25 protein-coding genes, 1 pseudogene and 1 riboswitch are annotated in these 25,295 nt (G+C 72.2%); of the genes and pseudogenes, 12 read left to right on the top strand and 14 right to left on the bottom strand.

All coding sequences use genetic code 11. The features are described from left to right. Window positions 1–48: 48 nt before the first annotated feature. The 3 genes from ACFY04_RS31440 to thrC form a co-directional block, all read right to left on the bottom strand. Window positions 49–255 (bottom strand): cold-shock protein, encoded by a 207-nt coding sequence (locus tag ACFY04_RS31440; RefSeq protein ID WP_030009783.1) that lies wholly within the window; start codon window positions 253–255, stop codon window positions 49–51. A 450-nt stretch (window positions 256–705) separates the two neighbouring features. After that, window positions 706–984: a MoaD/ThiS family protein gene (locus tag ACFY04_RS31435; protein WP_030727568.1), complete on the bottom strand. Its 279-nt coding sequence runs from the start codon at window positions 982–984 to the stop codon at window positions 706–708. Window positions 985–1,075: 91 nt separating this feature from the next. Then, the gene (gene thrC / locus ACFY04_RS31430; RefSeq protein WP_314254660.1) at window positions 1,076–2,374 is read right to left on the bottom strand and encodes a threonine synthase; all 1,299 of its coding nucleotides are present in this window, start codon (window positions 2,372–2,374) and stop codon (window positions 1,076–1,078) included. Next, window positions 2,368–2,525: riboswitch (SAM riboswitch) on the bottom strand. It overlaps the preceding gene by 7 nt. A 185-nt stretch (window positions 2,526–2,710) precedes the next feature. Here thrC and ACFY04_RS31425 point away from each other — a divergent pair. After that, window positions 2,711–3,661 (top strand): glucosyl-3-phosphoglycerate synthase, encoded by a 951-nt coding sequence (locus ACFY04_RS31425; protein WP_389121927.1) that lies wholly within the window; start codon window positions 2,711–2,713, stop codon window positions 3,659–3,661. A gap of 46 nt (window positions 3,662–3,707) precedes the next feature. Then, entirely contained in the window at window positions 3,708–5,147 is a 1,440-nt protein-coding gene (locus tag ACFY04_RS31420; protein ID WP_389121925.1) for a trehalose-6-phosphate synthase, read from the top strand. A gap of 231 nt (window positions 5,148–5,378) precedes the next feature. Here the strand turns inward: ACFY04_RS31420 and otsB are convergent, their stop codons facing one another. Genes otsB through ACFY04_RS31405 form a run of 3 tightly spaced genes read right to left on the bottom strand, consistent with a single transcriptional unit; the run spans window position 5,379 to window position 7,849 of the window. Then, complete coding sequence (gene otsB / locus ACFY04_RS31415) at window positions 5,379–6,227, bottom strand: trehalose-phosphatase (RefSeq protein ID WP_389121922.1); 849 nt, start codon at window positions 6,225–6,227, stop codon at window positions 5,379–5,381. A 39-nt stretch (window positions 6,228–6,266) separates the two neighbouring features. Continuing rightward, window positions 6,267–6,503, bottom strand: coding sequence for a DUF3263 domain-containing protein (locus ACFY04_RS31410; protein ID WP_030031449.1), 237 nt, complete (start codon window positions 6,501–6,503; stop codon window positions 6,267–6,269). A 47-nt stretch (window positions 6,504–6,550) separates the two neighbouring features. Continuing rightward, complete coding sequence (locus ACFY04_RS31405) at window positions 6,551–7,849, bottom strand: extracellular solute-binding protein (RefSeq protein WP_389121919.1); 1,299 nt, start codon at window positions 7,847–7,849, stop codon at window positions 6,551–6,553. A 176-nt stretch (window positions 7,850–8,025) separates the two neighbouring features. Here ACFY04_RS31405 and ACFY04_RS31400 point away from each other — a divergent pair, with 176 nt between their 5' ends. The 3 genes from ACFY04_RS31400 to ACFY04_RS31390 all read left to right on the top strand — a co-directional run bounded on the left by ACFY04_RS31400 (window position 8,026) and on the right by ACFY04_RS31390 (window position 11,142). Further along, window positions 8,026–8,958, top strand: coding sequence for an ROK family protein (locus tag ACFY04_RS31400; RefSeq protein ID WP_314254678.1), 933 nt, complete (start codon window positions 8,026–8,028; stop codon window positions 8,956–8,958). Continuing rightward, entirely contained in the window at window positions 8,958–10,121 is a 1,164-nt protein-coding gene (gene nagA, locus ACFY04_RS31395) for an N-acetylglucosamine-6-phosphate deacetylase (protein ID WP_389121918.1), read from the top strand. Before ACFY04_RS31400 ends, nagA begins: the two co-directional genes overlap by 1 nt. 100 nt (window positions 10,122–10,221) lie before the next feature. Beyond that, complete coding sequence (locus tag ACFY04_RS31390; protein ID WP_389121915.1) at window positions 10,222–11,142, top strand: 1-phosphofructokinase family hexose kinase; 921 nt, start codon at window positions 10,222–10,224, stop codon at window positions 11,140–11,142. A 135-nt stretch (window positions 11,143–11,277) separates the two neighbouring features. Here the strand turns inward: ACFY04_RS31390 and ACFY04_RS31385 are convergent, their stop codons facing one another. Both ACFY04_RS31385 and cdgB read right to left on the bottom strand, forming a co-directional pair. Continuing rightward, window positions 11,278–12,312 carry a CBM35 domain-containing protein gene (locus ACFY04_RS31385; protein WP_389121913.1) on the bottom strand — a complete coding sequence of 345 codons (1,035 nt, stop codon included), beginning with the start codon at window positions 12,310–12,312 and terminating at the stop codon, window positions 11,278–11,280. A 68-nt stretch (window positions 12,313–12,380) separates the two neighbouring features. Continuing rightward, window positions 12,381–14,165, bottom strand: coding sequence for a diguanylate cyclase CdgB (gene cdgB, locus ACFY04_RS31380; RefSeq protein ID WP_389121910.1), 1,785 nt, complete (start codon window positions 14,163–14,165; stop codon window positions 12,381–12,383). A 302-nt stretch (window positions 14,166–14,467) separates the two neighbouring features. On the opposite strand from cdgB, the gene ACFY04_RS31375 reads away from it, so the two are divergent. Continuing rightward, window positions 14,468–15,037, top strand: a complete 570-nt coding sequence (locus ACFY04_RS31375) for a flavin reductase family protein (protein WP_389121908.1) — start codon at window positions 14,468–14,470, stop codon at window positions 15,035–15,037. Window positions 15,038–15,072: 35 nt separating this feature from the next. On the opposite strand, the gene arfB is transcribed toward ACFY04_RS31375, so the two are convergent. Continuing rightward, on the bottom strand, window positions 15,073–15,498 hold the full coding sequence (gene arfB, locus ACFY04_RS31370; protein WP_109780030.1) for an alternative ribosome rescue aminoacyl-tRNA hydrolase ArfB: 426 nt from the start codon (window positions 15,496–15,498) through the stop codon (window positions 15,073–15,075). Between the two features lie 187 nt (window positions 15,499–15,685). Here arfB and ACFY04_RS31365 point away from each other — a divergent pair, with 187 nt between their 5' ends. Together ACFY04_RS31365 and ACFY04_RS31360 are read left to right on the top strand one after the other, a co-directional pair. Then, on the top strand, window positions 15,686–16,261 hold the full coding sequence (locus ACFY04_RS31365; RefSeq protein ID WP_389121905.1) for a TerD family protein: 576 nt from the start codon (window positions 15,686–15,688) through the stop codon (window positions 16,259–16,261). Window positions 16,262–16,350: 89 nt separating this feature from the next. After that, window positions 16,351–16,869 (top strand): GNAT family N-acetyltransferase, encoded by a 519-nt coding sequence (locus tag ACFY04_RS31360; RefSeq protein WP_389121902.1) that lies wholly within the window; start codon window positions 16,351–16,353, stop codon window positions 16,867–16,869. 12 nt (window positions 16,870–16,881) lie between these two features. Here ACFY04_RS31360 and ACFY04_RS31355 read toward each other — a convergent pair whose 3' ends face one another. Continuing rightward, window positions 16,882–18,294 carry a M1 family metallopeptidase gene (locus tag ACFY04_RS31355; RefSeq protein ID WP_389121899.1) on the bottom strand — a complete coding sequence of 471 codons (1,413 nt, stop codon included), beginning with the start codon at window positions 18,292–18,294 and terminating at the stop codon, window positions 16,882–16,884. A 28-nt stretch (window positions 18,295–18,322) separates the two neighbouring features. Beyond that, the gene (locus tag ACFY04_RS31350; protein ID WP_373044633.1) at window positions 18,323–18,889 is read right to left on the bottom strand and encodes a heme-binding protein; all 567 of its coding nucleotides are present in this window, start codon (window positions 18,887–18,889) and stop codon (window positions 18,323–18,325) included. Between the two features lie 384 nt (window positions 18,890–19,273). On the opposite strand from ACFY04_RS31350, the gene ACFY04_RS31345 reads away from it, so the two are divergent. Genes ACFY04_RS31345 through ACFY04_RS31335 form a run of 3 tightly spaced genes read left to right on the top strand, consistent with a single transcriptional unit; the run spans window position 19,274 to window position 21,641 of the window. Beyond that, window positions 19,274–20,476: a sensor histidine kinase gene (locus ACFY04_RS31345; RefSeq protein ID WP_389121896.1), complete on the top strand. Its 1,203-nt coding sequence runs from the start codon at window positions 19,274–19,276 to the stop codon at window positions 20,474–20,476. Continuing rightward, a complete protein-coding gene (locus ACFY04_RS31340; protein WP_030009243.1) occupies window positions 20,473–21,093 on the top strand; it encodes a response regulator transcription factor in 621 nt (206 codons plus the stop codon). The genes ACFY04_RS31345 and ACFY04_RS31340 overlap by 4 nt, the downstream gene beginning before the upstream one ends. A gap of 44 nt (window positions 21,094–21,137) precedes the next feature. Then, window positions 21,138–21,641, top strand: a complete 504-nt coding sequence (locus tag ACFY04_RS31335) for a hypothetical protein (protein WP_079405330.1) — start codon at window positions 21,138–21,140, stop codon at window positions 21,639–21,641. Window positions 21,642–21,650: 9 nt separating this feature from the next. On the opposite strand, the pseudogene ACFY04_RS31330 reads toward ACFY04_RS31335, so the two are convergent. Together ACFY04_RS31330 and ACFY04_RS31325 are read right to left on the bottom strand one after the other, a co-directional pair. Beyond that, window positions 21,651–22,679, bottom strand: a pseudogene (locus tag ACFY04_RS31330) (glycosyl hydrolase); the annotation flags it as partial. Window positions 22,680–23,032: 353 nt separating this feature from the next. Continuing rightward, window positions 23,033–23,713, bottom strand: a complete 681-nt coding sequence (locus ACFY04_RS31325; protein WP_389121893.1) for a pentapeptide repeat-containing protein — start codon at window positions 23,711–23,713, stop codon at window positions 23,033–23,035. Between the two features lie 95 nt (window positions 23,714–23,808). Between ACFY04_RS31325 and ACFY04_RS31320 the strand changes: the two genes are divergently transcribed. Continuing rightward, window positions 23,809–24,801: a zinc-binding dehydrogenase gene (locus ACFY04_RS31320; RefSeq protein WP_389122013.1), complete on the top strand. Its 993-nt coding sequence runs from the start codon at window positions 23,809–23,811 to the stop codon at window positions 24,799–24,801. Between the two features lie 17 nt (window positions 24,802–24,818). Here the strand turns inward: ACFY04_RS31320 and ACFY04_RS31315 are convergent, their stop codons facing one another. Beyond that, the gene (locus ACFY04_RS31315; RefSeq protein ID WP_389121891.1) at window positions 24,819–25,292 is read right to left on the bottom strand and encodes a GNAT family N-acetyltransferase; all 474 of its coding nucleotides are present in this window, start codon (window positions 25,290–25,292) and stop codon (window positions 24,819–24,821) included. Between the last annotated feature and the right edge of the window lie 3 nt (window positions 25,293–25,295).

Genomic DNA, 25,295 nt, shown 5'->3' with positions numbered 1-25,295 from the left:
TCCAGGTCTTCGATGAAGACTGTGCGTCGGTGGTCGATCGCTCCAGGACTAGCCGAGTGCGAGCTTGACCATGTCCGCCTGCGGACCCTTCTGGCCCTGCGAGATCTCGAACTCGACCCGCTGACCCTCTTCAAGGGTGCGGTACCCGTCCATCTGGATGGCGCTGTAGTGGACGAACACATCCGCACCACCGTCGACCGCGATGAAGCCGTAGCCCTTCTCCGCGTTGAACCACTTGACGGTGCCCTGAGCCATGCCTAACTCCCCTATTACTGGCCCTTGCGCAGGAACGCACTTCACGATCCCGGGTCAGAACTTGCGTCGGAACGCGTCGACCGAGGCTGAATGTATCTGCGCGGATGCTGTCTGCAACAGGTCAATCCGATGAGAATTCTGGACACCGAGAAACATTGAAATAGAGTGAAAATTTGCCATACTCCAGGGCAACTCGGGCCTGACATATCTCGCCAAAGCCCCATACCGCACCTGCACATTGGCCCAATGTCGACCCTCACGCGGCCCGTTCATATGCGGCGGGCAAAAACAGCGGAGGGGACTTCCCCAACCCTACCGTGCCCAATCAAGCAGAATTGCCCCCTCCGCTTTAGCGGAGGGGGCAATTTCGGTTTGCGCGTGTCACCTAAGCGGTGACCCGGGCGATCCGGGAGATCCCGGATATCCCGGATATCCCGGATATCCGGGGAATCAGCAACCGCCGGCGACGGCCGGGATGATCGAGACGCCGGCGCCGTCGGGCGTCGCCGCCTGCAGCCCGCCCTCGAAGCGCACGTCGTCGTCGTTGACGTAGACGTTCACGAAACGGCGCAGCTTGCCCTGGTCGTCCAGGACGCGCGCGGCGATGCCCGGGTGGCTCTTCTCCAGGGACTCGATGACCTCGGCGAGGGTCGCGCCCTCGGCCGGGACCTCGGCGACGCCGCCGGTGTAGGTGCGCAGGATGGTGGGGATGCGGACGTTGACGCTCATGGCGCTACTGCCTTTCCGGTAGGGCGGAGGAGAAGGGGAGGGGGGTCCGGCGGGTCAGGCCCGGGCCCGGCCATGACCCGCCGGACACCCCCTAGGCCAGGCCGGCGGCGCGGAACGCGTCCAGGCTCGGGCGGATGGTGGCGGTCTGCCCGCTGTCCGCGGCCACCGCCTCCAGGGTCTTGAGGCCGTCACCGGTGTTGAGGACGACGGTGGTCAGCGCCGGGTCGAGCTGCCCGTTGTCGATGAGCTTCTTCGTCACGCCGACGGTCACACCGCCCGCGGTCTCGGCGAAGATGCCCTCGGTCTGCGCAAGGATCTTGATGGCCTCGACGACCTGCTCGTCGGTGACGTCCTCGACGAAACCGCCGGTGCGGCGGGCGATGTCCAGGACGTACGGGCCGTCCGCCGGGTTGCCGATGGCCAGCGACTTGGCGATGGTGTTCGGCTTCTGCGGGCGGACCACGTCGTGACCGGCCTTGAAGGCGGTGGACACCGGGGAGCAGCCCTCGGCCTGGGCACCGAAGATCTTGTACGGCTTGTCCTCGACGAGGCCGAGCTTGATGAGCTCCTGCAGACCCTTGTCGATCTTCGTCAGCTGCGAGCCGGACGCGATCGGGATCACGATCTGGTCGGGCAGCTGCCAGCCGAGCTGCTCGCAGATCTCGTACGCGAGCGTCTTGGAGCCCTCGCCGTAGTACGGGCGCAGGTTGACGTTGACGAAGCCCCAGCCCTCGCCCAGCGGGTCGCCGATGAGCTCGGAGCAGAAGCGGTTGACGTCGTCGTAGTTGCCCTCGATGCCGACCAGGTCGCCGCCGTACACACCGGCCATGACGACCTTGCCCTGCTCCAGGTCGTGCGGGATGAACACGCAGGAGCGGAAACCGGCCCGGGCGGCCGCGGCGCCGACGGCGCCGGCCAGGTTGCCGGTCGAGGAGCAGGACAGGGTGGTGAAGCCGAAGGCGCGGGCGGCCTCGACGGCGATGGCCACGACGCGGTCCTTGAAGGAGTGCGTCGGGTTGCCGGAGTCGTCCTTGACGTAGAGCTTGCCGGTGATGCCCAGTTCCTTGGCCAGGTTGGCCGCGTCCACGAGCTTGGTGAAGCCGGGGTTCAGGCTGGGCTTGCCGGCCACGTCCGCGGGGACGGGCAGCAGCGGCGCGTAGCGCCAGATGTTGTTCGGGCCGGCCTCGATCGCGGCGCGCAGGGCCTCGGGGTCGCCGGTCGGCAGGTCGTAGGCGACTTCCAGCGGTCCGAAGCACTCGGCGCACGCGAAGATGGGGCCGAGCTCGAAGCGGGTGCCGCACTCGCGACAGGAAAGGCCGGTGGCAGGTCCGAGATCAACAGAGGTGGCGACAGTCTGTGCAGCCATGATGGCGAGGCCCTTTCTCCTCATCTTCCCCATGGCGCACTTCGCCATGAGACGGAATTGGCACCTTCCCTAGCCGGGGACCTCGCTGACGAGCGCTGACGCGCGATCGCGAGAACCGACTGGAGGGTTGCCGGGGCTTCAACGGGCCGTGTCCCTCTGCCCCTCTGGATGAGCGGTATGGCACCGGCACACGCGCTCTATGGCGCGCCGGTGCGTTTGTACGCGGGGACCCCCGGCATGCGGTGGTCCTTCGCGTTGTTCAAGACTGTAACCGAAGGCCCGGGCGGTTGAGACAGCCGTCCGAACCGCGAGATGGATCACATAAGGGCGAATATCACCGACACGCAGGGAGTGCTGAGGGTGCTGGAAGAGGTGGAGCGATGGCTGGCCGACCGCTCCTGGTCCGCCGCCGACCGACCGCTCGACCAGCTGCTCGACCGGAAACGGGCGGCCGGGACCACGGTCAGCGTCGTGCTGCCCGCGCTGGACGAGGAGGCGACGGTCGGCGCGATCGTCGAGACCGTCCGGCGTGAGCTGATCGAGGGACTGCCGGTCCCCCTGGTCGACGAACTGGTCGTCATCGACTCGGGCTCCGCCGACCGGACCGCGGAGGTCGCGGCGAAGGCCGGGGCCCGGGTGGTGCACCGCGACGAGATCCTGCCCCGCCTCCCGGCGCTGCCCGGCAAGGGCGAGGTGCTGTGGCGCTCGCTGCTGGCCACCGGCGGGGACATCGTCTGCTTCGTCGACGCCGACCTGCGGGACTTCTCCGCCACCTTCGTCTCCGGCATCGTCGGACCACTGCTGACCGACCCCGACGTGCAGTTCGTCAAGGCGATGTACGACCGCCCGCTCGGGGACACCCCGGGCCAGGGCGGCCGGGTCACCGAGCTGGTCGCCCGCCCGCTCCTCAACCTCCACTGGCCGCAGCTGGCCGGCTTCGTGCAGCCGCTGGGCGGCGAGTACGCCGTACGCCGCTCCCTGCTGGAACGGCTGCCGTTCCCCGTCGGGTACGGCGTCGAGCTGGGCCTGCTGGTCGACGCGCTGCACACGGTCGGGCTGGACGCGCTGGCCCAGGTGGACGTGGGCGTACGGGTCCACCGCCACCAGGACGGTCAGGCGCTGGGCCGAATGGCCGCGGCGATCTACCGCACCGCCCAGGTACGGCTCTCCCGCGGGCACCTCGTACGGCCCGAGCTCACCCAGTTCGAGCGCGGAGCGGAGGGCTTCGTACCGCGGACGTACCCCGTGGACACGGAGGAGCGGCCGCCGATGGCGGGCATCAAGGAGTACGCGCTGCGTCGCGTGGCGTGAGGGAACGTACGGTTTGAGCGGGCGCGGGCCGGGCTAGGTTGGCCGCATGGCTTCCCAGGTGCTCGTCGCAGCGAACCGCGGCCCCCTCTCCTACGCCCTCGCCGAGGACCGGACGCTCAGCGCCCGGCGCGGCGGGGGCGGTCTCGTCTCCGGACTCTCCACGGCCCTCGCGGAGCAGCCGGAGGCGCTGTGGATCTGCGCGGCCCTGTCGGACGCGGACCGGGAGGCGGTCCGCCGGGGCGTGGCCGAACCGGGCGTCCGGATGCTGGACATCGATCCCACGATGTACGACGACGCGTACAACGGCATCGCCAACTCTGTGCTGTGGTTCACGCACCACCACCTGTACGACATCCCGCGCGAGCCGGTCTTCGATGCGGAGTTCCGGCGGCGGTGGGAGTCGTACGAGCGCTACAACCAGGCCTTCGCCGAGGCCCTGGCCGAGGAGGCCGCCGAGGGCGCGCAGGTGCTGGTCCAGGACTACCACCTGGCGCTGGTGCCCGGAATGCTGCGGGCGCTCCGTCCCGACCTGCGGATCGCCCATTTCACGCACACCCCGTGGGCCGCGCCCGGCTATCTCGCCATGCTGCCGGACGTGGTCCGCGAGACCCTGCTGTGGGGCATGCTCGGCGCGGACGTGCTCGGCTTCCACACCGAGGCCTGGGCGGCCGAGTTCCTGGGCTCCGCGCGGCTCGACGACGCGTGGGGGCGGTCCGAGGTGCGCGACGGCTCGGTGGTGGAGCACAGCCGGTACACAATGTGGCCCACCCGCACCACGCACGTGCGCACGTACCCGCTGGGCGTGGACGGGGACGAGCTGCGGGCGCTGGCGCACCGGCCGGAGGTGAACGCCAAGCTGGCGGAGCTGCGGGCGGAGGTCGACGGCCTGCGGACGATCGTCCGCGTGGACCGCACGGAGCTGTCGAAGAACGTCCTGCGCGGCCTGCTGGCCTACCGGGAACTGCTGACCACGCGCCCGCAGTGGCGGGGCCGGGTGGTGCACCTGGCGTCGGCGTACCCCTCGCGGCAGGACCTGAAGGTGTACCGGGACTACACCCAGTCGGTGCGGGATCTGGCGGCGGAGATCAACGCGGAGTTCGGTACGGCGCAGTGGCAGCCGGTGCTGCTGTCGGTGAAGGACGACTTCGAACGCTCGCTGGCGGCGTACCGGCTGGCGGACGTGGCGCTGGTGAACCCGGTGCGGGACGGGATGAACCTGGTGGCGAAGGAGATCCCGGTGGTGTCGGAGGCGGGGTGCGTGCTGGTGCTGTCCACCGGGGCGGGGGCGTACGAGGAGCTCCGCCAGGACGCGCTGACGGTGAACCCGTACGACGTGACGGCGACGGCGGACGCGCTGCACGCGGCGCTGTCCATGCCGGTGGGTGAGCGCGCGGAACGCACCAAACGCCTGGCGGCGGCTGCCACGTCCCTCCCCCCGACGGCCTGGTTCACGGCCCAGCTGTCGGCCCTGACGCCGCCCGCCTGACCGTCCGCTGCCGGGGCGCCGCCCCAGACCCCGCCGAATCCAGCCCCGCCAGGGGGCACCTCCCAGCGGTAGCTGGGGGAGTTTGAGGCGCGGGGGTCCGGGGGCCGGCCCCCGGACCGACGGCCCTGCTGCCGGGGCGCCGCCCCAGACCCCGCTCCTCGATCGCCGGAGGGGCTGGATATGCCGCTCCGCGGCCAACCAGCCCTCCGGGCGGCGTTCGCGGCTGAAACGTCAGCGGCGGATGGCCTCGGCCAGGGTGGAGAGGAAGGCGGCCACCGAGGCCGGGCCCGGGAGGACGAGGTCGGCGCGTGAGGCCAGTTCCGGCACCTCCGCGGAGCCACTGCACACCAGCAACCCCGGCAGCCCGTCCTTACGGCCCTCCTCCACGGCCGCGAAGGCGGCGAGGTCACCCAGGTCGTCGCCCGCGTACAGCACCGCCTCCACGTCCCGCTCCGCCAGGAACTCGGTCAGGGCGACGCCCTTGTCCATGCCGGGCGGCCTCAGCTCCAGCACCGCCCGCCCCGGTTCGACCATCAGCCCGTGCCGCGCCGCGAGCTCCGCCAGCGGCTCCCGCAGCGCCGCGAAGGCCGCCGCCGGATCCTCCGCCCGGCGGGTGTGCACGGCCAGTGCCCGGCCCTTCTCCTCGATCCAGGTGCCGCGCCAGGCCCCGATGGAGTCCAGGAACCCCGGCAGCTCCGCCCGGACCGCCGCCACCCCGGGGTGCTCGGCGGGCGCGTGGACGATGCCGGTGACGGCGTCCCACCGTTCGGCTCCGTAGTGGCCGAGGACGACCAGGTGCTGCAGGCCGGGGACTCCGGCGAAGCCCCCGTAGCGGACGGCGACGCCCGCCGGCCGTCCGGTGATGACCGCCACCGAGTCGACCTCGGGGGCGAGTGCGGACAGGGCCGGGACGGCTCCGGGGTGGGCTCGGGCCTGGTCCGGGTCCGGGACGATGTCGGCGAGGGTGCCGTCGAAGTCCAGGGCGACCACGGACCGGCGGGGTGCGCGCAGCAGGGCCGCGAGTCCCTCGCGTCCGGCTGCGGTGACGGGCATCGGCAGGTCGTGCGGATGACTCCCCATACGCACGACCCTAACGGCCGGGCGGTGCCACGGCTACGGCTATCGCCGGGCTCGCTGGGCCTCGCGGATCCTGCGCAGCCGGTTGACCGTGCCCGGGGCGTGGGCCAGGGCCCGCGGGTCGTCCATCAGTGCGTTGAGCAACTGGTAGTAGCGGACGGGGGTCATCCCCAGCCCTTCCCGTATGGCCCGTTCCTTGGCTCCGGGCCCGGGCCAGGTGCGTCCCTCGTACGCGAGCACCGCGGCCTCCGTGGCCGTCAGCTGCCCCTCGTCCGTCATACCGCCAGATTAACGCCGCGCTCTGACACCCGGCCCGCCGCCACCGGTCAGCGCGGGTCCGCCGCCCGGGCGGTGGTGGCGAGCTGCTCCAGCACCTTCGCGGGCTGTCCGCCCGGCTGGACGGTCTTGCCGATGTTCTGCTTGATGTCCTCGCTGACGCCCGCCCAGGACTTCTTGCCGACCGGGTACAGCCGGGAGCTGGGCAGTGCCGCCAGGAAGGGCTTCAGCGGCGCGGCCGAGCCGCCCGTGGCGGCCTGCTTGGCCTGGTAGCCGCTGGTGGTGGCGGGCAGCAGGTCGTACTTCTCGGTGAAGGCCGTCACGTTCTTCGGCTGGTACAGGAAGTCCAGGAACTTGCCGGACTCCTGGCGGTGGCCGTTCTTGAAGGCCATGACCCAGTCCGCGACGCCCATTGCGGGCTGGTCGCTGCCGTCGGACGTGGGCAGCGGCACCATGCCGAACTTCACGCCCTTGGCGGCGGCCTGCTTGAGCAGCGTCGGGTGCCCGTTGAGCATGCCGACCTCGCCCTTGGTGAAGCCGTCGAAGGCGGCCTGGCGGTCCAGCTTGCCGGGCTCCACGGGGCCGGTCAGCCCCTGGCCGACCATCTTGTCCCGCAGGAACTCCAGCGCCCTGACGTTGGGGGCGGAGTCGATCGAGTACGACTCCTCGTTGTCGGTGTAGCCGCCACCGCCCGCGAGCATCCACATCATGGTCTCGGCCTGCGCCTCCTCGCGGCCCAGCGGCAGCGCGAAGGGGGTGGGCACGTTCGCGGCCTTGAGCTTCTTGGCGGCGGCTTCGAGGTCCGCCCAGCTCTTCGGCTGCCAGCCCTTGGCGTCCTTGCCGATCACACCGGCGTCGGCGAGCAGCTTCTCGTTGTAGAAGAGCAGCCGGGTGCTGGCCACGAAGGGCATGCCGTACTGGACCTGCTTGACCTTGCCTGCGTCCGCGAGCGGCCCGAGGAAGTCGGCCTCGGTCTTCACGGAGAGCAGTTCCTCCGCCGAGTACAGCTTGCCGGCGGCCGCGTAGTCGGAGTAGGCGCCGATCTGGGCTATGTCGGGGGCCTTGCCGGCCTTGACCATCTCGGCGACCTTGGCGTCGACCTCGGACCAGGAGTAGACGCTGACCTCGACCTTGGTGCCCGGGTTGGCCTTCTCGAAGCCCGCGGCGAGGTCCTTCCAGTACGCCACGGAGGAGTTCTGCGGATTGTCCCCGTAGTCGGCCGCCACGACCCGCAGGGTCACCTCGTTGTCTCCGGTGAGTCCGCCGATGGCTCCGCAGCCCGTCAGCGTCACGGCGGTCAGGCACAGCGCGGCGCCGGACGCGGCCAGGCTCAGGTAACGGCCCTTCACAGTTCTCCATCCACCCCTTCTTGTACGTACGATCCACGTAAGGTCTACACCACTTTGGCGGCTCGTCCACATCGGGCTCCCGACCTGGGTCCCGAATTTGTATGGCCGCTCAACAATCTCCCTCATTGGACTAGACCTTTCCCCGCCGAGCACGCGAGACTGTCTCTGTGAAACCCGTGAAACACGTCATCGCCCTCGATGTGGGCGGCACCGGGATGAAGGCCGCCCTCGTCGCCGACGACGGCACGCTGCTCCATGAAGCGCGCCGCGCCACCGGCCGCGAGCGGGGCCCCGACGCCGTCGTCGAGACGATCCAGGACTTCGCCGCCGAGCTGCTCGACACCGGCCGGGAACGCTTCGGACGGCCCGCCTCGGCCGCCGGCGTCGCCGTCCCGGGCATCGTCGACGCCGAGAACGGGATCGCCGTCTACGCGGCGAACCTGGGCTGGCGCGACGTACCGATGCGCGCCCTGCTCAGCAGCCGCCTCGGCGGCATCCCGGTGGCCCTCGGCCACGACGTGCGCACGGGCGGGCTCGCCGAGGGCCGCATCGGCGCCGGCCGGGGCGCCGACCGCTTCCTCTTCGTCCCGCTCGGCACCGGCATCGCCGGAGCCATCGGCATCGCCGGCCGCATCGAGGCCGGCGCCCACGGGTACGCGGGCGAGATCGGGCACATCGTGGTGCGCCCGGGCGGCCCCGCCTGCGGCTGCGGCCAGCACGGCTGCCTGGAGACCCTCGCCTCCGCCGCGGCCGTCAGCCGCGCCTGGGCGGCCGCCTCCGGCGACCCGGAGGCCGACGCCGCGGACTGCGCCAAGGCCGTCGCGTCCGGGGACGCGCGCGCCCGGGAGGTCTGGCTGGCCGCCGTCGGCGCCCTCGCCGACGGACTGGTCACCGCCATCACCCTGCTGGACCCGCGCACGCTGATCATCGGCGGCGGGCTGGCGGAGGCCGGGGAGACCTTGTTCACACCACTACGGACGGCCGTGGAGGAGCGCGTGACGTTCCAGCGGCTCCCCCACATCGTTCCGGCTGCCCTCGGGGACACCGCCGGATGCCTGGGCGCAGGGCTGCTCGCCTGGGACCTACTCGCCACGGAGGTACCTGCCTGATGTCCGGAAGCGCGCACAGCACTGTTCTTTCGGGCGCCAGGGTGGTGCTGCCCACCGGAACGGTGGCGAACGGCAGGGTCATCGTCGACGGCGACCGGATCGCCGGCAGCGCCCACGAGGGTGCGCGGACCGTCGACCTGACCGGGCACTGGATCGTCCCCGGCTTCGTCGACATGCACAACCACGGCGGCGGCGGCGCCTCGTTCACCTCCGGCACCGCCGAGGACGTCCTCAAGGGCGTCCGCACCCACCGCGAGCACGGCACCACCACCCTGGTCGCCTCCACCGTCACCGGGGACCTGGCCGAACTGGCCCGCCGCGCCGCCCTGCTCGCCGAGCTGACCCAGCAGGGCGAGATCGCCGGCATCCACTTCGAGGGGCCGTTCATCAACCCCTGCCGCAAGGGCGCCCACAAGGAGGACCTGCTCCGCGACCCCGATCCGGCCGAGGTCCGCAAGCTGATCGACGCCGCGCACGGCGCCGCCCGCATGGTCACCCTCGCCACCGAACTGCCGGGCGGCCTGGACTCCGTACGGCTGCTCGCCGAACACGGGGTCATCGCGGCGATCGGCCACACGGACGCCACGTACGAGCAGACGCGCGCCGCCATCGACGCGGGCGCGACCGTGGCCACCCACCTCTTCAACGCGATGCCGCCCCTCGCCCACCGCGAACCCGGCCCGATCGCCGCGCTGCTGGAGGACGAGCGGATCACCGTCGAGCTCATCAACGACGGCACCCACCTGCACCCGGCAGCCCTCGAACTGGCCTTCCACCACGCGGGCGCGCACCGCGTCGCGCTGATCACCGACGCGATGGACGCGGCCGGCTTCGGCGACGGGACCTACCACCTGGGCCCGCTGGAGGTCGAGGTCAAACACGGCGTGGCACGGCTGGTGGAGGGCGGCTCCATCGCCGGCTCGACGCTGACCCTGGACACCGCCTTCAAGCGCTCGGTGACCCTCGACAAGCTGCCGGTGGAGTCCGTGGTCCAGGCGATCTCCGCCAACCCGGCCAAGCTGATCGGCCTGTACGACGAGATCGGCTCGCTGGAGCCCGGCAAGTACGCGGACCTCGTCGTGCTGGACGCCGCGTTCGACGTCACGGGAGTCATGCGGCGCGGTGAATGGATCGTCAGCCCGCCGTCCCGGCCGGCGATCTGACGGCCGGGCGGCTGTACGCAGGGAAAACGGTCGGCCCCGGGACTGGGCCGACCGCCCTGCGTTTGGCATGATCCCGGCAGCATCAGACCCGGGAGTGCCGATGATCCTTACCGTGACGCTCAACACCGCGCTCGACGTCACGTACCAAGTGCCGAGGCTGCTTCCGCACGCCTCGCACCGGGTCTCCGCCGTCACCGAACGCGCCGGCGGCAAGGGGATCAACGTCGCGCACGTCCTGGCCGCCCTCGGCCACGAGGTGACCGCGACGGGCTTCGCCGGCGGCCCCGTCGGCTCCGTCGTACGGGGACTGCTCGCACGGTCCCCGGGGGTGGTCGACGCCCTGGTGCCCTGCGCGGGCAACACCCGCCGCACGGTCGCCGTGGCCGACGCGGCCTCCGGCGACACCACACAGTTCAACGAGCCGGGGCCGCTGATCACGGCAGGCGAGTGGTCGCGCTTCCTCGCGCGCTACGAGGACCTCGTGCACGGCGCCCGCGCCGTCGCCCTGTGCGGCAGCCTCCCGCCGGGCGTGCCGGTGGGCGCGTACGCGCTGCTCGTACGGTCGGCCCGCGCGGCCGGGGTGCCCGTCCTGCTGGACACCAGCGGCGAGGCCCTGCGCCGCGGGGTCGCCGCCCGCCCGGAGATCATCAAGCCGAACGCCGCCGAGCTGGCCGAGCTCACCGGATCCCGCGACCCGCTCCCGGCCACCCGGGACGCCCGCCGCCGGGGCGCCCACGCGGTGGTCACCTCGCTCGGCCCGGACGGCCTGCTGGCCGCCACCGCCGAGGGCTGCTGGCAGGCGGCCCCGCCGCGCCGGCTCTCCGGCAACCCGACCGGAGCCGGCGACTCCGCGGTCGCCGGCCTGCTGTCCGCACTGGCGGAGGGCCTGGACTGGCCGGAACGCCTCACCCGCGCGGTCGCCCTCTCGGCGGCCACGGTCCTCGCCCCGGTGGCGGGGGCCTTCGACCCCGGCGTCTACGAGGAGTTGCGGCACGCCGTACGCGTCACCGACGGCGGCTGACGACTCCGCGGACATGACGGGACATCCGTCAAAATGCTGTGCAGACCACACTCTTGACGGCAGCACAACGGAATGAGGCTCTGCCGCACCTGCGCGGCAGAGCCTGATCCGTTCCGGGGGCGTCCGCCCCCGCCGTCAGCGCCTGACGTGGCCCGAAGCCAGCTCCAGCTGGTCGAAGACGACGTCGCACTGGTTGCCGGCCTCGCACGAGATCTTCATCGCGTTCGTGCCCTTCTTGAGGTTGATGAACGCGAAGGTGCGCGTCCAGCCCTTGTCCCAGGCGCCGTCCGCCGCCTTGGCGAAGTTGTCCAGGTTCAGCGACTGGTTCGGGCTCTGCCCGTTGACCGTGAGGGTCGCCTTGCCGGGCTTGCCGGGAACGCCGTAGTTGACGAACAGCGTGTATTCACCCGCCTCCGGCACGTCCACCGTCCAGGTGAGCGCAGCACCGGGCTGGTTGAAGCCGGCGACGTACTGGCCGCCCGAGCTCTTCGAACCGGGCACCGTGTTCTCCAGCCGCGCACCGCCGGTCAGCACCATGCCCGCACCGGCCGCCTCGCCCTTCGGCAGCGGGGCCTGCGAGGGCTTCGGGCTGCTCGGGGCCTGGCTGGCCGGGTTCTGGGGGGCCGCCGACTGCTGGCCGTCGTTGGCGGTGGGCTGCTGCTTGTCCTTGTCCTTGTCGCCGAACTGCAGCGCCGCGACGATGCCGATCACGACCACGGCCACCACCGCGACGGCCGCGATCAGCAGACCGCGCCGGCTGGAGCCACCGCCACCGCCACGACCGCCGCCGTGGCCGCCCGGCTGCGCGACCGTCTGCGTCTGCTGCGCCGGAACTCCGTAGCCGCCCGCCTGGAGCGCTTCCGGGGCCTGGTACTGGGCCTGGTAGCCGGGGGGCTGCTGCGCGGGGCCCTGCTGGTGCGGGACGGGGCCGCGCTGGCCGCCGTTCCTGCGCTCGCCGACCGTACGCACCTGGTGGTGCGAGGTGCGGGGGACGCCGGGCTGGGGTCCGGGGTGACCGCCGGCCGACGCGCCCGGGTAGCCGTATCCACCGCCCGATGCGGGCGGGGTGGCTCCGGCCGCCTGGCCATCCTCGTAGAGGTAGCCGAACGGATCGTCGTCCTCGGGCTTGTTCGCCCCACCGTGCGGGCCGTTGTTCGCGGGCGTCGTCATCGCAGGTCACTCCTTTCGACCCCCGGGAGCCTACCCCGAACACGTGCGCCCACGAGCGGCAGACCGGCTCATCCGGCCCGGCGATGAGCCTTCGACCGGGACCTTTTCTCGATATACATCCGCTGGTCGGCGGAGCGCAGCACCTCGTCGGCGGACATCCCGCAGCTGGCCCAGCCGATGCCGAAACTGGCCCCGACCCGCACCGCACGGCCGTCCACCCGGATCGGCGGGATGATCGCGTTGCGCAGCCGGACGGCGAGGTCGGCGGCGTCGGCGGCGCCCAGGCCGTCGGCGAGGACGACGAATTCATCACCACCCAGCCGGGCGACGGTGTCACCGTCCCTGACGCCGGTCGTCAGCCGCCGGGCCACCTCGATCAGGACCGCGTCGCCCGTGTGGTGCCCGAACCGGTCGTTGATCGACTTGAAGCCGTCCAGGTCGCAGAAGAGGACCGCGAGTCCCTTCGTCCCGTCGTCGATGTCGGTCGCGGGCGCCACCGTGTGCACGTGGTGGTCGTACGGACCGTCCGACGGGGCGGGCGGCGCCCCGGGGAATTCGAAGGGGTCGGACCCGGAGAACCGGTCGGGGCCGTCCGCATGAAACCCGTGCTCACCGGCACCACCCGCCTCCGCCCCCACCGGGTGCCCGTCGTGCCCCGCGTGCGCCGTATGCCCGCCGCTGGTCCCGTCGGCCCCGTGCGCCGCGTGCCCGTCGTATCCGTCGCGCCCCTCGAAGGCCGCGTCCAGCGCCTCGATCGCGCTGGCCCGTACGGACTGTGGCCTACGGCACAGCCGGGCGCCGAGCCGGGCCCGCAGCTCGGCGCTGTTGGGGAGGCCCGTCAGCGAGTCGTGGCTGGCGCGGTGGGCGAGCTGGAGCTCGTGCCGCTTGCGCTCCTCGATGTCCTCGACGTGCGTGAGCAGGAAGCGGGGTCCGTCGGCGGCGTCGGCGACGACGGAGTTGCGCAGCGAGACCCATACATACGTGCCGTCGCGGCGGCCCAGGCGCAGCTCGGCGCGGCCGCCCTCGGCGGAGGTGCGCAGCAGGGTGCCGATGTCCTCGGGGTGGACCAGGTCGGAGAAGGAGTAGCGGCGCAGGACGGAGGCGGGCCGGCCGAGGAGCCGGCACAGCGCGTCGTTGGTCCGCAGCAGCCGGCCGTGCTGGTCGCCGCCCATCTCGGCGATGGCCATGCCGCTGGGGGCGTACTCGAAGGCCTGGCGGAACGACTCTTCGCTGGCCCGCAGTGCCTGCTGCTCGCGTTCCAGCCGGACGAGGGCGCGCTGCATGTTCGCCCGGAGCCTGGCATTGCTGATCGCAATGGCCGCCTGGAAGGCGTACATCTGGAGCGCTTCGCGGCCCCAGGCGCCGGGCCGGCGGCCGTTGCGCGGTCTGTCCACCGAAATGACACCCAGAAGTTCCCCGCCGGACGCATACATGGGCGCATAGAGCCGGTCCTCGGGGTGCCACTCGTCCTCGAAGCGCGGATCGGGGCCGTCGGTGTGCCACTGCGGGACGTCGTCCTCCATGAGGACCCAGCCCTCGGTGTGCGGGATGAACCTGAGCCCGTCCCAGTTCTCACCCATCGTCAGGCGGCGTTCCCAGGAGGCGCGGGAGCCGACGCGGCCGGTGATGAGGGCCTCCGCGGCGGGGTCGCCGGCGAAGGCCGCGACGACGAGATCACCGTCCGGGCGAACGAGGTTGACACAGGCGAGTTCGTAGCCGAGCCCCACGACGATGCCGTCCACGACGGTCTGCAGAGTGTCCGCCAGGCTCCGGGCCGTATTGAGCTCGGCCACCACCCGGTGCAGCTGCCGCAGGGTCGCAAGACGGACGTACGGCTCCGACTCGGTCTCCATTGCTCGCTCTCCCCGAGACCTCGACAGCAACTCCAGGTTTGTCATCGGCGTTTCGTTGCGGTGTCCCGTCCACTGAATCACAGTGAGCTGTGCGGCAGGTACACAGGGTCAACAAATCTTGCCCTCTGTGACTCAAGTCACATCAGGTGAATATCGGTGCGCAGTGGGGTCGTGCACGGCTGGGAGCGCTCCCTCCCATTCCCGTGAGCAAACGATACGCCCGGGCCTAGGCCAAGGGGCGGGGACGCGACTCGGACCAGGGCCCGATGTGCGGCGCGGAAGGGCGAGATTAGCGTTTCAGCGTGCTGAAGACGACCCCCGTACCCGCCCCGTCCCACGGAACCCCCCATGCTGAGGGAGTGAGCAATGACGAGTTCCGGGCCGCGATGTCCCGGCTGGCGGCGGGCGTGTGCCTGATCACCGCGCACGAGCCCCCGCTGACGGCGGACGGCCCGCGCGGCGAGGACGTCGGCATGACGGCGACCGCCTTCATGTCCGTGTCCCTGGACCCGGCGCTGGTCCTGGTGAGCCTGCGCGAGGGCTCCCGGATGGACGACCTGCTGGCGGAACAGCCCCTGTGGGCGGTGTCGGTCCTCGCCGACCACCAGCTCCAGGTGGCGGGCCGCTTCGCGATGAAGGGCCGCATCAGCGACCGGCTGCTCTTCGCCGACCTGCCGTACGCACGCGGCGAGGCCTCCGGCGCACCCCTGCTGAGCGGCGCCCTGGCCACCCTGGAATGCCGTACGGAGAACCGCGTCGAGGCGGGCGACCACACCCTGGTCGTCGGCCGGGTCCTGACGGCCGGGCTGCCGTCCCCGGACGGGCAGCCGCTGACGTACTTCCGCGGGCGCTACCGGCACCTGGGCTCGTAGGGATCCCGAGGCGCGTAAGACGGGCACGGGCGGGGCTACCAGTCCCGCCCGGTGCGGCCGCGCTTGGTCTCGGCCCGTGCCTTCTTCTCCCGCAGCCGCCGTTCGTTGATCCCGCGCGGGATCTTCGTCGCCCGGCGCTGCTTCGGCGGCGGCGCCGTCGCCTCCGCCAGCAGCGAGGCCAGCCGGACCAGCGCCATCTCCCGGTTGCGCAGCTGCGAGCGGTGCTCGGAGGCCCGTACGGTCACCACCCCGTCCACCAGCTTCGCCGCGAGCCGCTCCAGCGCCCGCTCCTTCCACACCTCGGGCAGCGCCTTCGTCGCCGCCAGGTCGAACAGCAGCTCCGCGCGCGAGTCCGAGGTGTTCACGTGCTGACCGCCGGGCCCCGAGGACCGCGAGAAGCGCCAGGCGAGCTCTCCCTCGGGGAGCACGACCGAACCGCGGATGACATAAGGACCAGGCATGCCCCTATGATCCGCCCCCGGCCCGGCCGCCGTCACCCTTATTTACCGCCCTCCGCATCCGGCTCGCGGAATGCGCCGTCACGGACAATTCACGACGGGAACCCGACCGGCCTCTCGTCGCGTTATAGGAGGCAGCGGTAGTTTGACCGCCTGTACGTGCATGTTGGATGAGGAAAGGGACATTCCCATGGCTGTCAGCCTGTCCAAGGGCGGCAACGTCTCGCTCACGAAGGAGGCCCCGGGCCTCGCTGCCGTCACGGTCGGCCTCGGCTGGGACGTCCGTACGACGACCGGTGTCGACTTCGACCTCGACGCCTCGGCCATCGCGGTCAACCCGACCGGCAAGGTCGTCTCCGAAGGCCACTTCGTCTTCTTCAACAACAAGTCCACCCCGGACCAGACCATCGTCCACACCGGTGACAACCGCACCGGCGAGGGCGCGGGCGACGACGAGGCCATCAACGTCAACCTCGCCGGCCTCCCGGCCGACGTGGACAAGATCGTCTTCCCCGTCTCCATCTACGACGCCGAGGCCCGCAGCCAGAACTTCGGCCAGGTCCGCAACGCGTACATCCGCGTCGTGAACCAGGCCGGCGGCGCCGAGATCGCCCGCTACGACCTCTCCGAGGACGCGGCGACCGAGACCGCCATGGTCTTCGGCGAGCTCTACCGCAACGGCGCCGAGTGGAAGTTCCGCGCGGTCGGCCAGGGTTACGCCTCCGGCCTCACCGGCATCGCGCAGGACTTCGGCGTCAACGTCTAAGTCCGCCAGGTCCGGCACCCGCCGGACACCAGCGCTGGTGAAGCCCCCTCCCGGCCGTCCGGGGAGGGGGCTTCGCTACCGTTCGACAGGTGATCCTGCAACCGCTCGTCCCCATCGACGGCGCCCTTCCCGGCCCGGTACTCACCGAGATCGCCGCCCTCTACTCGACGAACCACGCGTTCTTCGAACTCGGCGGAGACTTCCCCGACCCGGACCGCATCACGGTCGAACAGGTCGCCGCCGCGCTCGCCGGTGAACTCGCCCACGACAGCGCCGAGGTGCTCCTCGCCCGGTCCGCCGGCCGCCTCGTCGGACTGGCCGCCACCCTCGCGCAGGCACCCGCCGCCGACGACCCGGACCCGTGGATCGGCCTGCTGCTCATCGACGCCACCGCGCACCGCGAGGGATACGGCCGCGCCGTGGCCACCCTGGTCGAGGACCGCTTCCGCGCCGCCGGACGCGCGGGCGTACGCATCGCCGTACTGGACAACAACCCCAAGGCCCTCGCCTTCTGGCAGTCCCGGGGGTACGTCACCCTGCGCAAGTCCAAGGACCGCGAGATGGGCCGCGACTGCACCGTGCTGCGCAAGCCCCTCGAAGCCCCGTAGCGGACCGCGTCCCTACTCGGGGCGGTCCTTCCCGTACAGCCACACGTCCCAGACCTTCTTCAGGTCGTGCCCCGTCTTCTCCTCGGCGTAGGCGGTGAACTCGGCCGTGCTCGCGTTCCCGTGCCGGTGGTCGGCGGCCCAGCCGCGCACCAGGGCGAAGAACTTCTCGTCGCCCACCTCCTGCCGGATCCGGTGCAGCACCATCGCGCCGCGGTAGTACACCGGTTCCGCGGAGATGTCCTGGGGCCCGGGCGGGTCGGCCGGCGGAAACGCGTACCAGTCGACACCGGCGTCCTCGTCGACGTCCGTGTCACCGGTCCGGAAGGCCTCGAAGTGCTCCTGCGCCGTGGGGCCGCCGTGGTCCTCGGCCCACAGCCACTCGGCGTAGGTCGCGAAACCCTCGTTGAGCCACATGTCCTTCCAGGACTTCGGCGACACCGAATCGCCGAACCACTGGTGCGCGAGCTCGTGCACGACGAGCTCCTCGCTCTTGGGCGCGCCGGGGTAGACGGGCCGGCCCTGGGTCTCCAGCGCGTAGGCGAGGGTCCCGGCGGGCACCACGATCGCGCCCGCCGTGGCGAAGGGGTACGGGCCGAACCGGCCGCTGCCCCACTCCACCATCTCCGGCAGCCGCGCGAGCGGACCGGTGCTCGCGGCCTCCTCCCCGGGCGCCACGGCGCTGTAGAGGCCGATCCCCGAAGGCGTCCGCCCGGTCGTCACCTTGTACGGCCCGATGGCGGCGGTCGCCAGATAGCTCGCCATCGGCTCCGGGCTGTGCCACGCGAAGGCGGTCCGCCCGTCCGCGTCCTCGGTACGGGAGCGCAACTCGCCGTTCGACACCGCCTCGTAGCCACGCGGAACGGTGAGGGTGATGTCGTACGCGGCCTTATCGCTCGGATGGTGGTTGCCGGGGAACCAGGTCATCGAACCGACCGGCTCGCCGACGGCGACCGCGCCGTCCTCCGTGGTGACCCAGCCCTCCTTGGAGCCGTCCGGATCCGCGAGGGGCTTCGGCTTCCCGCTGTAGTCGACCTCCGTACGGAAGACCTCGCCCTTCTCCAGGTCCTCGGCGGGGCGCACGGTCAGCTCGTTGCCGGTCCGGTTGTAGCGGGCCCCCTCGCCCTGGACGGTCACGCCCTCGACGTCCAGGCCGCTGAAGTCCAGGTTGAAGGAGCTGAGCGCCTGCTCGGCGCGGGCGGTGATCACGGCCGTACCGTGCAGCTGCCCGTCGGCGGGGTCGTAGTCCAGGTCCAGCGCGTAGTGGTCGACCTGGTAGCCGCCGTTCCCGGCCCGGGGGAAGTACGGGTCACGCAACCCCGACGCACCCGGCCGCCCCTGCACCGTGTCCCCCGAACACCCCGTGGTGAGGGCGAGCAGGGCGGCGACGGCAGGGGCGGCGAGGCGGGAGAGAGCACGGGGTTCCACGCACTCGATCCTAGGCGCGCCGGCCGGGCTACTTGCCGAGCGCGTCCACGCCCGCCTTGGCGAACTTCTCGTCCAGGTCACCGCTCGGGGCACCGGCCACACCGACACCGGCGACGGGCGCGCCGTTCGCCTGGACCGGGGTGCCGCCGCCGAGGAAGAGGGTGCCCGGGATGTCCTTCAGGTTCGGGGTCTGGGCCAGCCGGCCCGCGAGCACCGAGGTCGGGGCGTTCCAGGACACGGCGGTGAAGGCCTTGCGCTGCGCCGACTCGTAGGACTGCGGACCCGCGCCGTCGCCGCGCAGGGTGACGATGGTGTTGCCGTTGCGGTCGACGACCGCGACCGTCACCTTCTGGTTCTCGGACTCGGCGGCCTTCAGGGCGGCCTCGGCGGCGCGGGTCGCGGCGTCGATGGTGAGGTGCGTGGTCGTGGTGAAGTTCTTGTCGCCCGGCCCGTCCTTCTTCGAGGAGACCGAGGCGACGGACGCGGAAGCGACGTCGGAGGCGGGGGTCGCGCTGGCGCTCACGGCACCGAAGGCTCCGGCGCCCAGGGCGACGGCGAGGGCGGTACCGGTGAGAACGCGGGTGCGGGTGTTCATCTCTGCTCCTGAGAACGGTGGCACGGTGGCACGGGGTCGGCATCGGGTCGGTCCGGGCCGGCCGGACCGGCTCCTTCACTGCTCCAAGCCTCGGCCCGGAACCCCCCGCGCCCCGTCCCCGTACCGGCTCGCCCCACCCACCGCACCGGCTGACCCGAGGGTCATCCGATCGGTCGATGCGCACCGCCTCCGGCGAGGTATTTCCTGGTCACGGCCCCGCCTGCCCGATCCAGCCCGGCCGGCCGCTTCAGCCCCGCCGGCCCTTCCAGCACCGCCGGCGTTTGAGGCGCGGGGTCCGGGGGCCGAGCCCCGCTCCTTCAGCCTCGCCGGCGATTGAGGCGCGGGGTCCGGGGCAGCGCCCCGGCAACGGCGCCCCGGGCGACAATGAACGCGACCCCCGCACACCAGGAGCAACCGGTGAGCCACCCCACCAGCAAGCCGGACACCCGAACACTGACCACGGTCGCCCACACCGCGTTCTTCCTGCTCCTCGGCGCCTCCGTGGTCCGCTTCCTGCTGCGCCACCCCGGCGAACCCCGCACCCCGTGGATCATCGCCCTCAGCATCACCCTGGCCCTGCTCTACGTACTGGGCCCCGCCCTCGGCGCCGCCCCCACCGCCCGACGGCTGCTGTGGCTCGGCCTGGTCGTCACCACCTGGATGGTCCTGGTCCTCCTCGCACCGAGCTTCGCCTGGTGCGCCGTACCACTGTTCTTCACCGCCCTGCGCACCCTCCCGCCGCGCGCCGCCGTCGTCCTCGTGGCCCTCCTCACGGGCTTCGTGGTGATCGCCCAGCTCCAGCTGGCCAAGTCCTTCGACCCCAACCTCCTCCTGGCCCCGCCCGCCGTCGCCGCCCTCGCCACCGCCGTCTTCGTCCACATGGAACGCCAGGCCCAGGCCCAGCGCACCCTCATCGACGACCTGATCCGCACCCGCCGCGAGCTGGCCGCCACCGAACGCCGCGAAGGCACCCTCGCCGAACGGCAGCGGCTGTCCATGGAGATCCACGACACCCTCGCCCAGAACCTGTCCAGCCAGCAGATGCTGCTCCAGGCCGCGGACCGCACCTGGGACACCGACCCGGCCACCGCCCGCGCGCACGTCCGTACCGCCACCGGCATCGCCGCACACGGCCTCGCCGAGGCCCGCCGGCTCGTCCACGACCTGGCCCCGCCCGAGCTCGCCGACGGCGCCGGCCTCGCCGAAGCCCTGCGCTCCCTCGACGCCGGCCCGGACATCGAGGTCCGCTTCCACCTCGAAGGCACCCCGGCCCCGCTCCCCGGCCGCGTCCAGTCCGCCCTGCTGCGCATAGCCCAAGGCGCGCTGGCCAACGTCCGCGAGCACTCCGGCGCCCGTACGGCCGCACTCACCCTGAGCTTCCTGGGCGACCAGGTCGTCCTGGACATCGCCGACGACGGCCACGGCTTCACCGAACCCCGCACCGGCCCCGGCGCCGCCGGGCGCGGCCACGGCCTCCCGGCCATGCGCGCCCGCGTCCGCCAGCTCGGCGGCACCCTGACGATCGAATCCGCGCCGGGCGAGGGCACCGTCCTCTCCGCGGCCATCCCCCTGGAGCCGGCCCCATGACCACGATCCTCCTCTGCGACGACCACGTGGTGGTCCGCGCCGGACTCCTGGCCCTGCTCGGCAGCGAGCCCGACATCGAGGTCCTCGGCGAGGCGGGCAGCGGCGAGGAGGCCGTCGCCCTCGCCGCGAAGCTCCACCCCGACGTGGTCCTGATGGACCTCCAGCTGGGCGAGGGCATCGACGGAGTCGAGGCCACCCGCCGCATCACGGCGCTCCCCCGGCCCCCGCACGTCCTCGTCCTCACCACCTACGACACCGACGCGGACATCACCCGCGCGATCGGCGCCGGCGCCACCGGCTACCTCCTCAAGGCCGAACGCCCGGAGGAGCTCTTCGCCGCCATCCACTCCGCGGCCCAGGGCCGCACCACCCTGTCCGCACCGGTGGCCAGCCGGGTCATGGCCCACATGCGCGGCACCCGCCCCACCCTGACCGACCGCGAACTCGACATCCTCGGCCAGCTGGCCCGGGGCCTGGGCAACCGCGACATCGCCCGCGCCCTGTTCATCAGCGAGGCCACCGTCAAGACCCACCTGGGCCGCATCTACGACAAGCTCGGCGTCGACACCCGCGCCGGCGCGGTCTCCGTGGCCAAGGAACAGCGCCTCCTGCCCTGACACCGGAGGTGAGCGCCCCCGGCACCCGTGACACCATCAGCTACGTGCTCGACATCGGCTACTCCCTCTCCCGGCGTTTCCCGGACCCCCCGCAGACCGACTACCGCTCCGCGGACGTCCACACCCTGCGGCACGACCTGTTCTGCGGGGACGTCTACCTCGCCGACACCAACGCGGACCGGGAAGTGTCCACAGCCTGGGGATGGGTGCCCGTACTGGACTTCGCCTGGGCGCTGTGCGACATCGTCGAACAGCTCGACAAGGACCCCCGCGGCAACCGCTCCGCCAACCGGCAGTACGCCGAACTCGACTTCACCGAGTCCACGGACCGGATGCTCTTCGAGCGCCGCTTCGGCTGGGTCGACGTCGAAGCCGACTGGATGCCGGCCGAGGAAGCCCCGCTGACCTTCAGCCACCGCCTGCTGCGCCGCGAAGCCCGCGACTTCCTGCACGACCTCATCGCGGACCTGATCGACATGCACGACGGTCTCGCCGACAACCCGGCCATCTGGACCCTCCAGGCCCGCTTCCCCCGCGTCCCGGCGTAGCGGTCAGGCCGGCGGCGGGCCCGTCGTCGGCCCGGCGGACAGGAACTCCCGGAACACCTGGGTGGAGCGCGGGTTCTGCCCGCACTGCCACACGCCGTGCGGGCAGTAGTCGGTGATGCTCTGGTAGAACGGCTCGTGCTCGGCGAACCAGGCCAGCATGCGCCGCACGTACTCGGGGTTGTCGCCGTGCCGGAACAGCCCCCATTCGGGGTACGAGATCCGCTTGCCGTGCGCCTTCGCGAAGTCGACCTGCTGCTGGAGTCCGTAGGGCTGGGTGACCTGCTCGTCGAAGGTGAGGCCGGGCTCCTGGTCGTAGGAATCCATACCGACGACGTCGACGACGTCGTCGCCGGGATAGCAGCTGGTCCAGGCGATCGCGTCACCCCCGCGGTTCGGGGCGTAGTCGAAAAGGAACCGCTGCCCCTCCACCGAACGCATGGCGGCCACGATGCGCCGCCAGTACGTCTTCCAGTTCTCGGGGTCGGGACTGCACCGGTGGGTGTAGTCGAAGCCGTTCATCTCCCAGCCGAGCACGATCACCGTGTCCGGCACCCCGAGGTCGACCAGACGCCTGGCCAGCTGCCGGAAGTGGTGATCGTTCGCGCCCTGGGCGCCGGAGCGGATCAGCTCCGCGACCTGGCCGTCGGGGACACCGGCCTCGTTGCGCTCCTGCATGGGCACGTTCAGGACGAACAGCCGATCGGCACTCTCGTTGCGCCACCGTGCCCAGGTGCGCAGGGAATCGGGCGCCCCCTCGATGTTCGACCAGGTGTCGCCGGGCAGGTAGGTGTGCCCGGCGCGCAGCTCGGTACCGCCGAGCCAGCGCGAGAGTTCCTGCATCCGCTCGACGCCGGGCGAGCCGTAGTGGAGATAGGCGCCCACGGCGGTCCCGGCGCCCTCGCCCTCGCCCTCGGCGCCTCTGCTGCCCCCGGCTCCTTCCCGCGGCGGCGGTGTGCCGAGGATGACCCAGACGACGAGCAGGCCGACGGCGACCGCACCGGCGCAGGCGCCCGCCAGCCGGCGGATCCGATGGGACATGGCACCTCCACAGGCCTCGTGCACCGATGTGTCTGACTGCGACGTTAGGCACCTCACCCGGTGCCCCGCCCGTCCGGACACCCGGCAGCTCCGCCATTCGCCGTAACCGCCCCACCCCGGCCCCACCCGGCCCCTTCCAGCCCCGCCAGGGGGCACCGCCCAGCGGTAGCCGGGGGAGTCTGAGGCGCGGGTCCGGGCAGCGCGCCCGGCGGGGGCCCGGGGGCAGCGCCCGGCGGAGGCCCGGGGGCAGCGCCCGGCGGAGGCCCGGGGGCAGCGCCCGGCGGAGGCCCGGGGGCAGCGCCCGGCGGAGGCCCGGGGGCAGCGCCCCCGCAACGGCGCCGCACCCGGCTGGTCTACGAGACCACCCGCACCCCCAGCTGGGAGGCAAGCGCCGGGGCCAGGTCGAACAGCTGCGCCGGGCTGATCACCGCCCCGGCCAGCGCCTCCACCCCCCGCGCGATCTCCAGCACGGACGCCTCCCGCAGATCCACGTCCGCCATCCGCACCCCGCTGAAATCCACCCCCCGCAGCGCACAGTCCCGGAACTCCACCCGCTCCAGCACCGCCCCCGCGAAGTCCGGCTCCACCAGCACGCACCCCTCGAAGACCACGTCCTTGAGGTGTGCCTTCCGCAGGTTCAGGTAGTCGATCTTTCCCCCGCGGACCACCACCCGCTCCAGCACCGCCCCGTGCAGCTGCACCCCGCCCAGCCGCGCGTCCACCACCTCCACGTCCCGCAGCGAGGCCCCCGACAGGTCCGTCCCCACCCCCCGGACCCCCTCCAGCACCGAATCCAGGACCCGCGCCTTCGCCAGACCCGCCTCGTCCAGCGCACACCGCCGCACCGCGCAGTCCATGAACCGGGCCCCGATCCCCTCCTGCCCCGCCAGGTCGAGATCCGCGAACTCCAGCCCGTCGTAGTCCCCGTCCGGCTCCAGCTCGCCCCCGTCCCACACCGTCAGCTCCGGCAGCCGCAGCTCCGGCCGCCGCGCCGCCTTCACCGTCTGCTGCCCCTGCTGTCCTTTGCGCGCCATGCCCCCATCGTGAACCAGCCCACTGACAACGGCCGACAACGGCCGCCCTTGACCTCAAGCCCGCTTGAGGTCGCACCGTGGTCGCCATGACCACCATGCGAGCCATCCGCCTCCACGCCTTCGGCCCCGCCGGGAACCTCTCCTACGAGCACACCGACACCCCCGTCCCCGCCCCCGGCCAGGTCCGCATCGCCGTCGCCGCCGCCGGCGTCCACCTCCTCGACACCAGCCTCCGCCAAGGCATCCAGGGCCCGCCCGCCCCACTCCCCGAACTCCCCACCGTCCCCGGCCGCGAGGTCGCCGGCACCGTCGACGCCCTCGGCCCCGGCACCGACCCCGCCTGGCTCGGCCGCACCGTCGTCGTCCACCTCGGGTTCGCCCCCGGCGGCTACGCCCAGTACGCCGTCGCCGACGCCGACCGCCTGCACCCCGTACCGCCCGGCCTCGGCCCCGCCGAAGCCGTCGCCATGATCGGCACCGGCCGCACCACCCTCGGGATCCTGCAGTTCGCCGACCTCGGCCCGGACTCGGTCGCCCTGGTCCCCGCCGCCGCCGGCGGCATCGGCACCCTCCTCGTCCAGTACGCCGTCAACGCCGGCGCCACCGTCATCGCCCTCGCCGGCGGTCCCGCCAAAACCGCCCGGGCCGCGGCGAACGGCGCCCACCTCGCCCTCGACTACACCGACCCCGGCTGGCCCGACGCCGTACGCACCCACCACCCCGACGGCGCCACCGTCCTCTTCGACTCCGTCGGCGGCGAAACCGCCCGCACCGCCCTCGGCCTCCTCGCCCCCGGCGCCCGGCACCTCGTCTTCGGCTGGTCCGGCGGCCCCCTCCACCTCACCGACGCCGAACGCGCCGGCCTCGACGCCCGCGCCATCACCACCCAGGGCGTCCTCGGCCCCACCATGCTCCAGCGGGTCGGCGCCCCCGACCCCCTGCGCGTCCTGGAAACCCGCGCCCTCGCCGAGGCCGCCGCAGGCCGCCTGCGCCCCGCCCTGACCCGCTACCCGCTCGCCGAGGCCGCCACCGCCCACCACGACCTCGAAACCCGCGCCACCACCGGCAAGGTCATCCTGGAACCCTGACCGGCCCCGCCCCGCCGCTACGAGGTCCCCAACTCCGCCAGCGCCCCGTCCGTCAGCCGGTACACCGACCACTCCTCCTGCGGCCGGGCGCCCAGGGCCTCGTAGAAGGCGATCGTCGGCGCGTTCCACCTCAGGACCGACCACTCCAGCCGCTCGTAGCCCCGCTCCACACACGTCCGCGCCAACTCCCGCAGCAGCGCCTTGCCGTGGCCGCCGCCGCGCACCCCCGGCCGCACGTACAGGTCCTCCAGATAGATCCCGTGCGCCCCGCGCCACGTCGAGAAGGACAGGAACCACGCCGCGAAGCCCACGGCCTCCCCGTCCTCCGTCTCCGCGATGTGCGCGAACACCGCCGGACTCGCCCCGAACAGCGCCTCCCGCAGCTGCTCCTCGGTGGCCCGCGCCTCGTGCGGCACCTTCTCGTACTCCGCGAGCTCGCGGATCATCGCGTGGATGGCGGGAACATCGTCGATTTCAGCGGTACGGATCATGCC

The sequence above is a fragment of the Streptomyces sp. NPDC001549 genome (assembly GCF_042894025.1).
Classification (GTDB): domain Bacteria; phylum Actinomycetota; class Actinomycetes; order Streptomycetales; family Streptomycetaceae; genus Streptomyces; species Streptomyces kutzneri.
The sequence above is the reverse complement of the archived record's forward strand: the minus strand, read 5'-3'. Positions and strand labels throughout refer to the sequence as shown.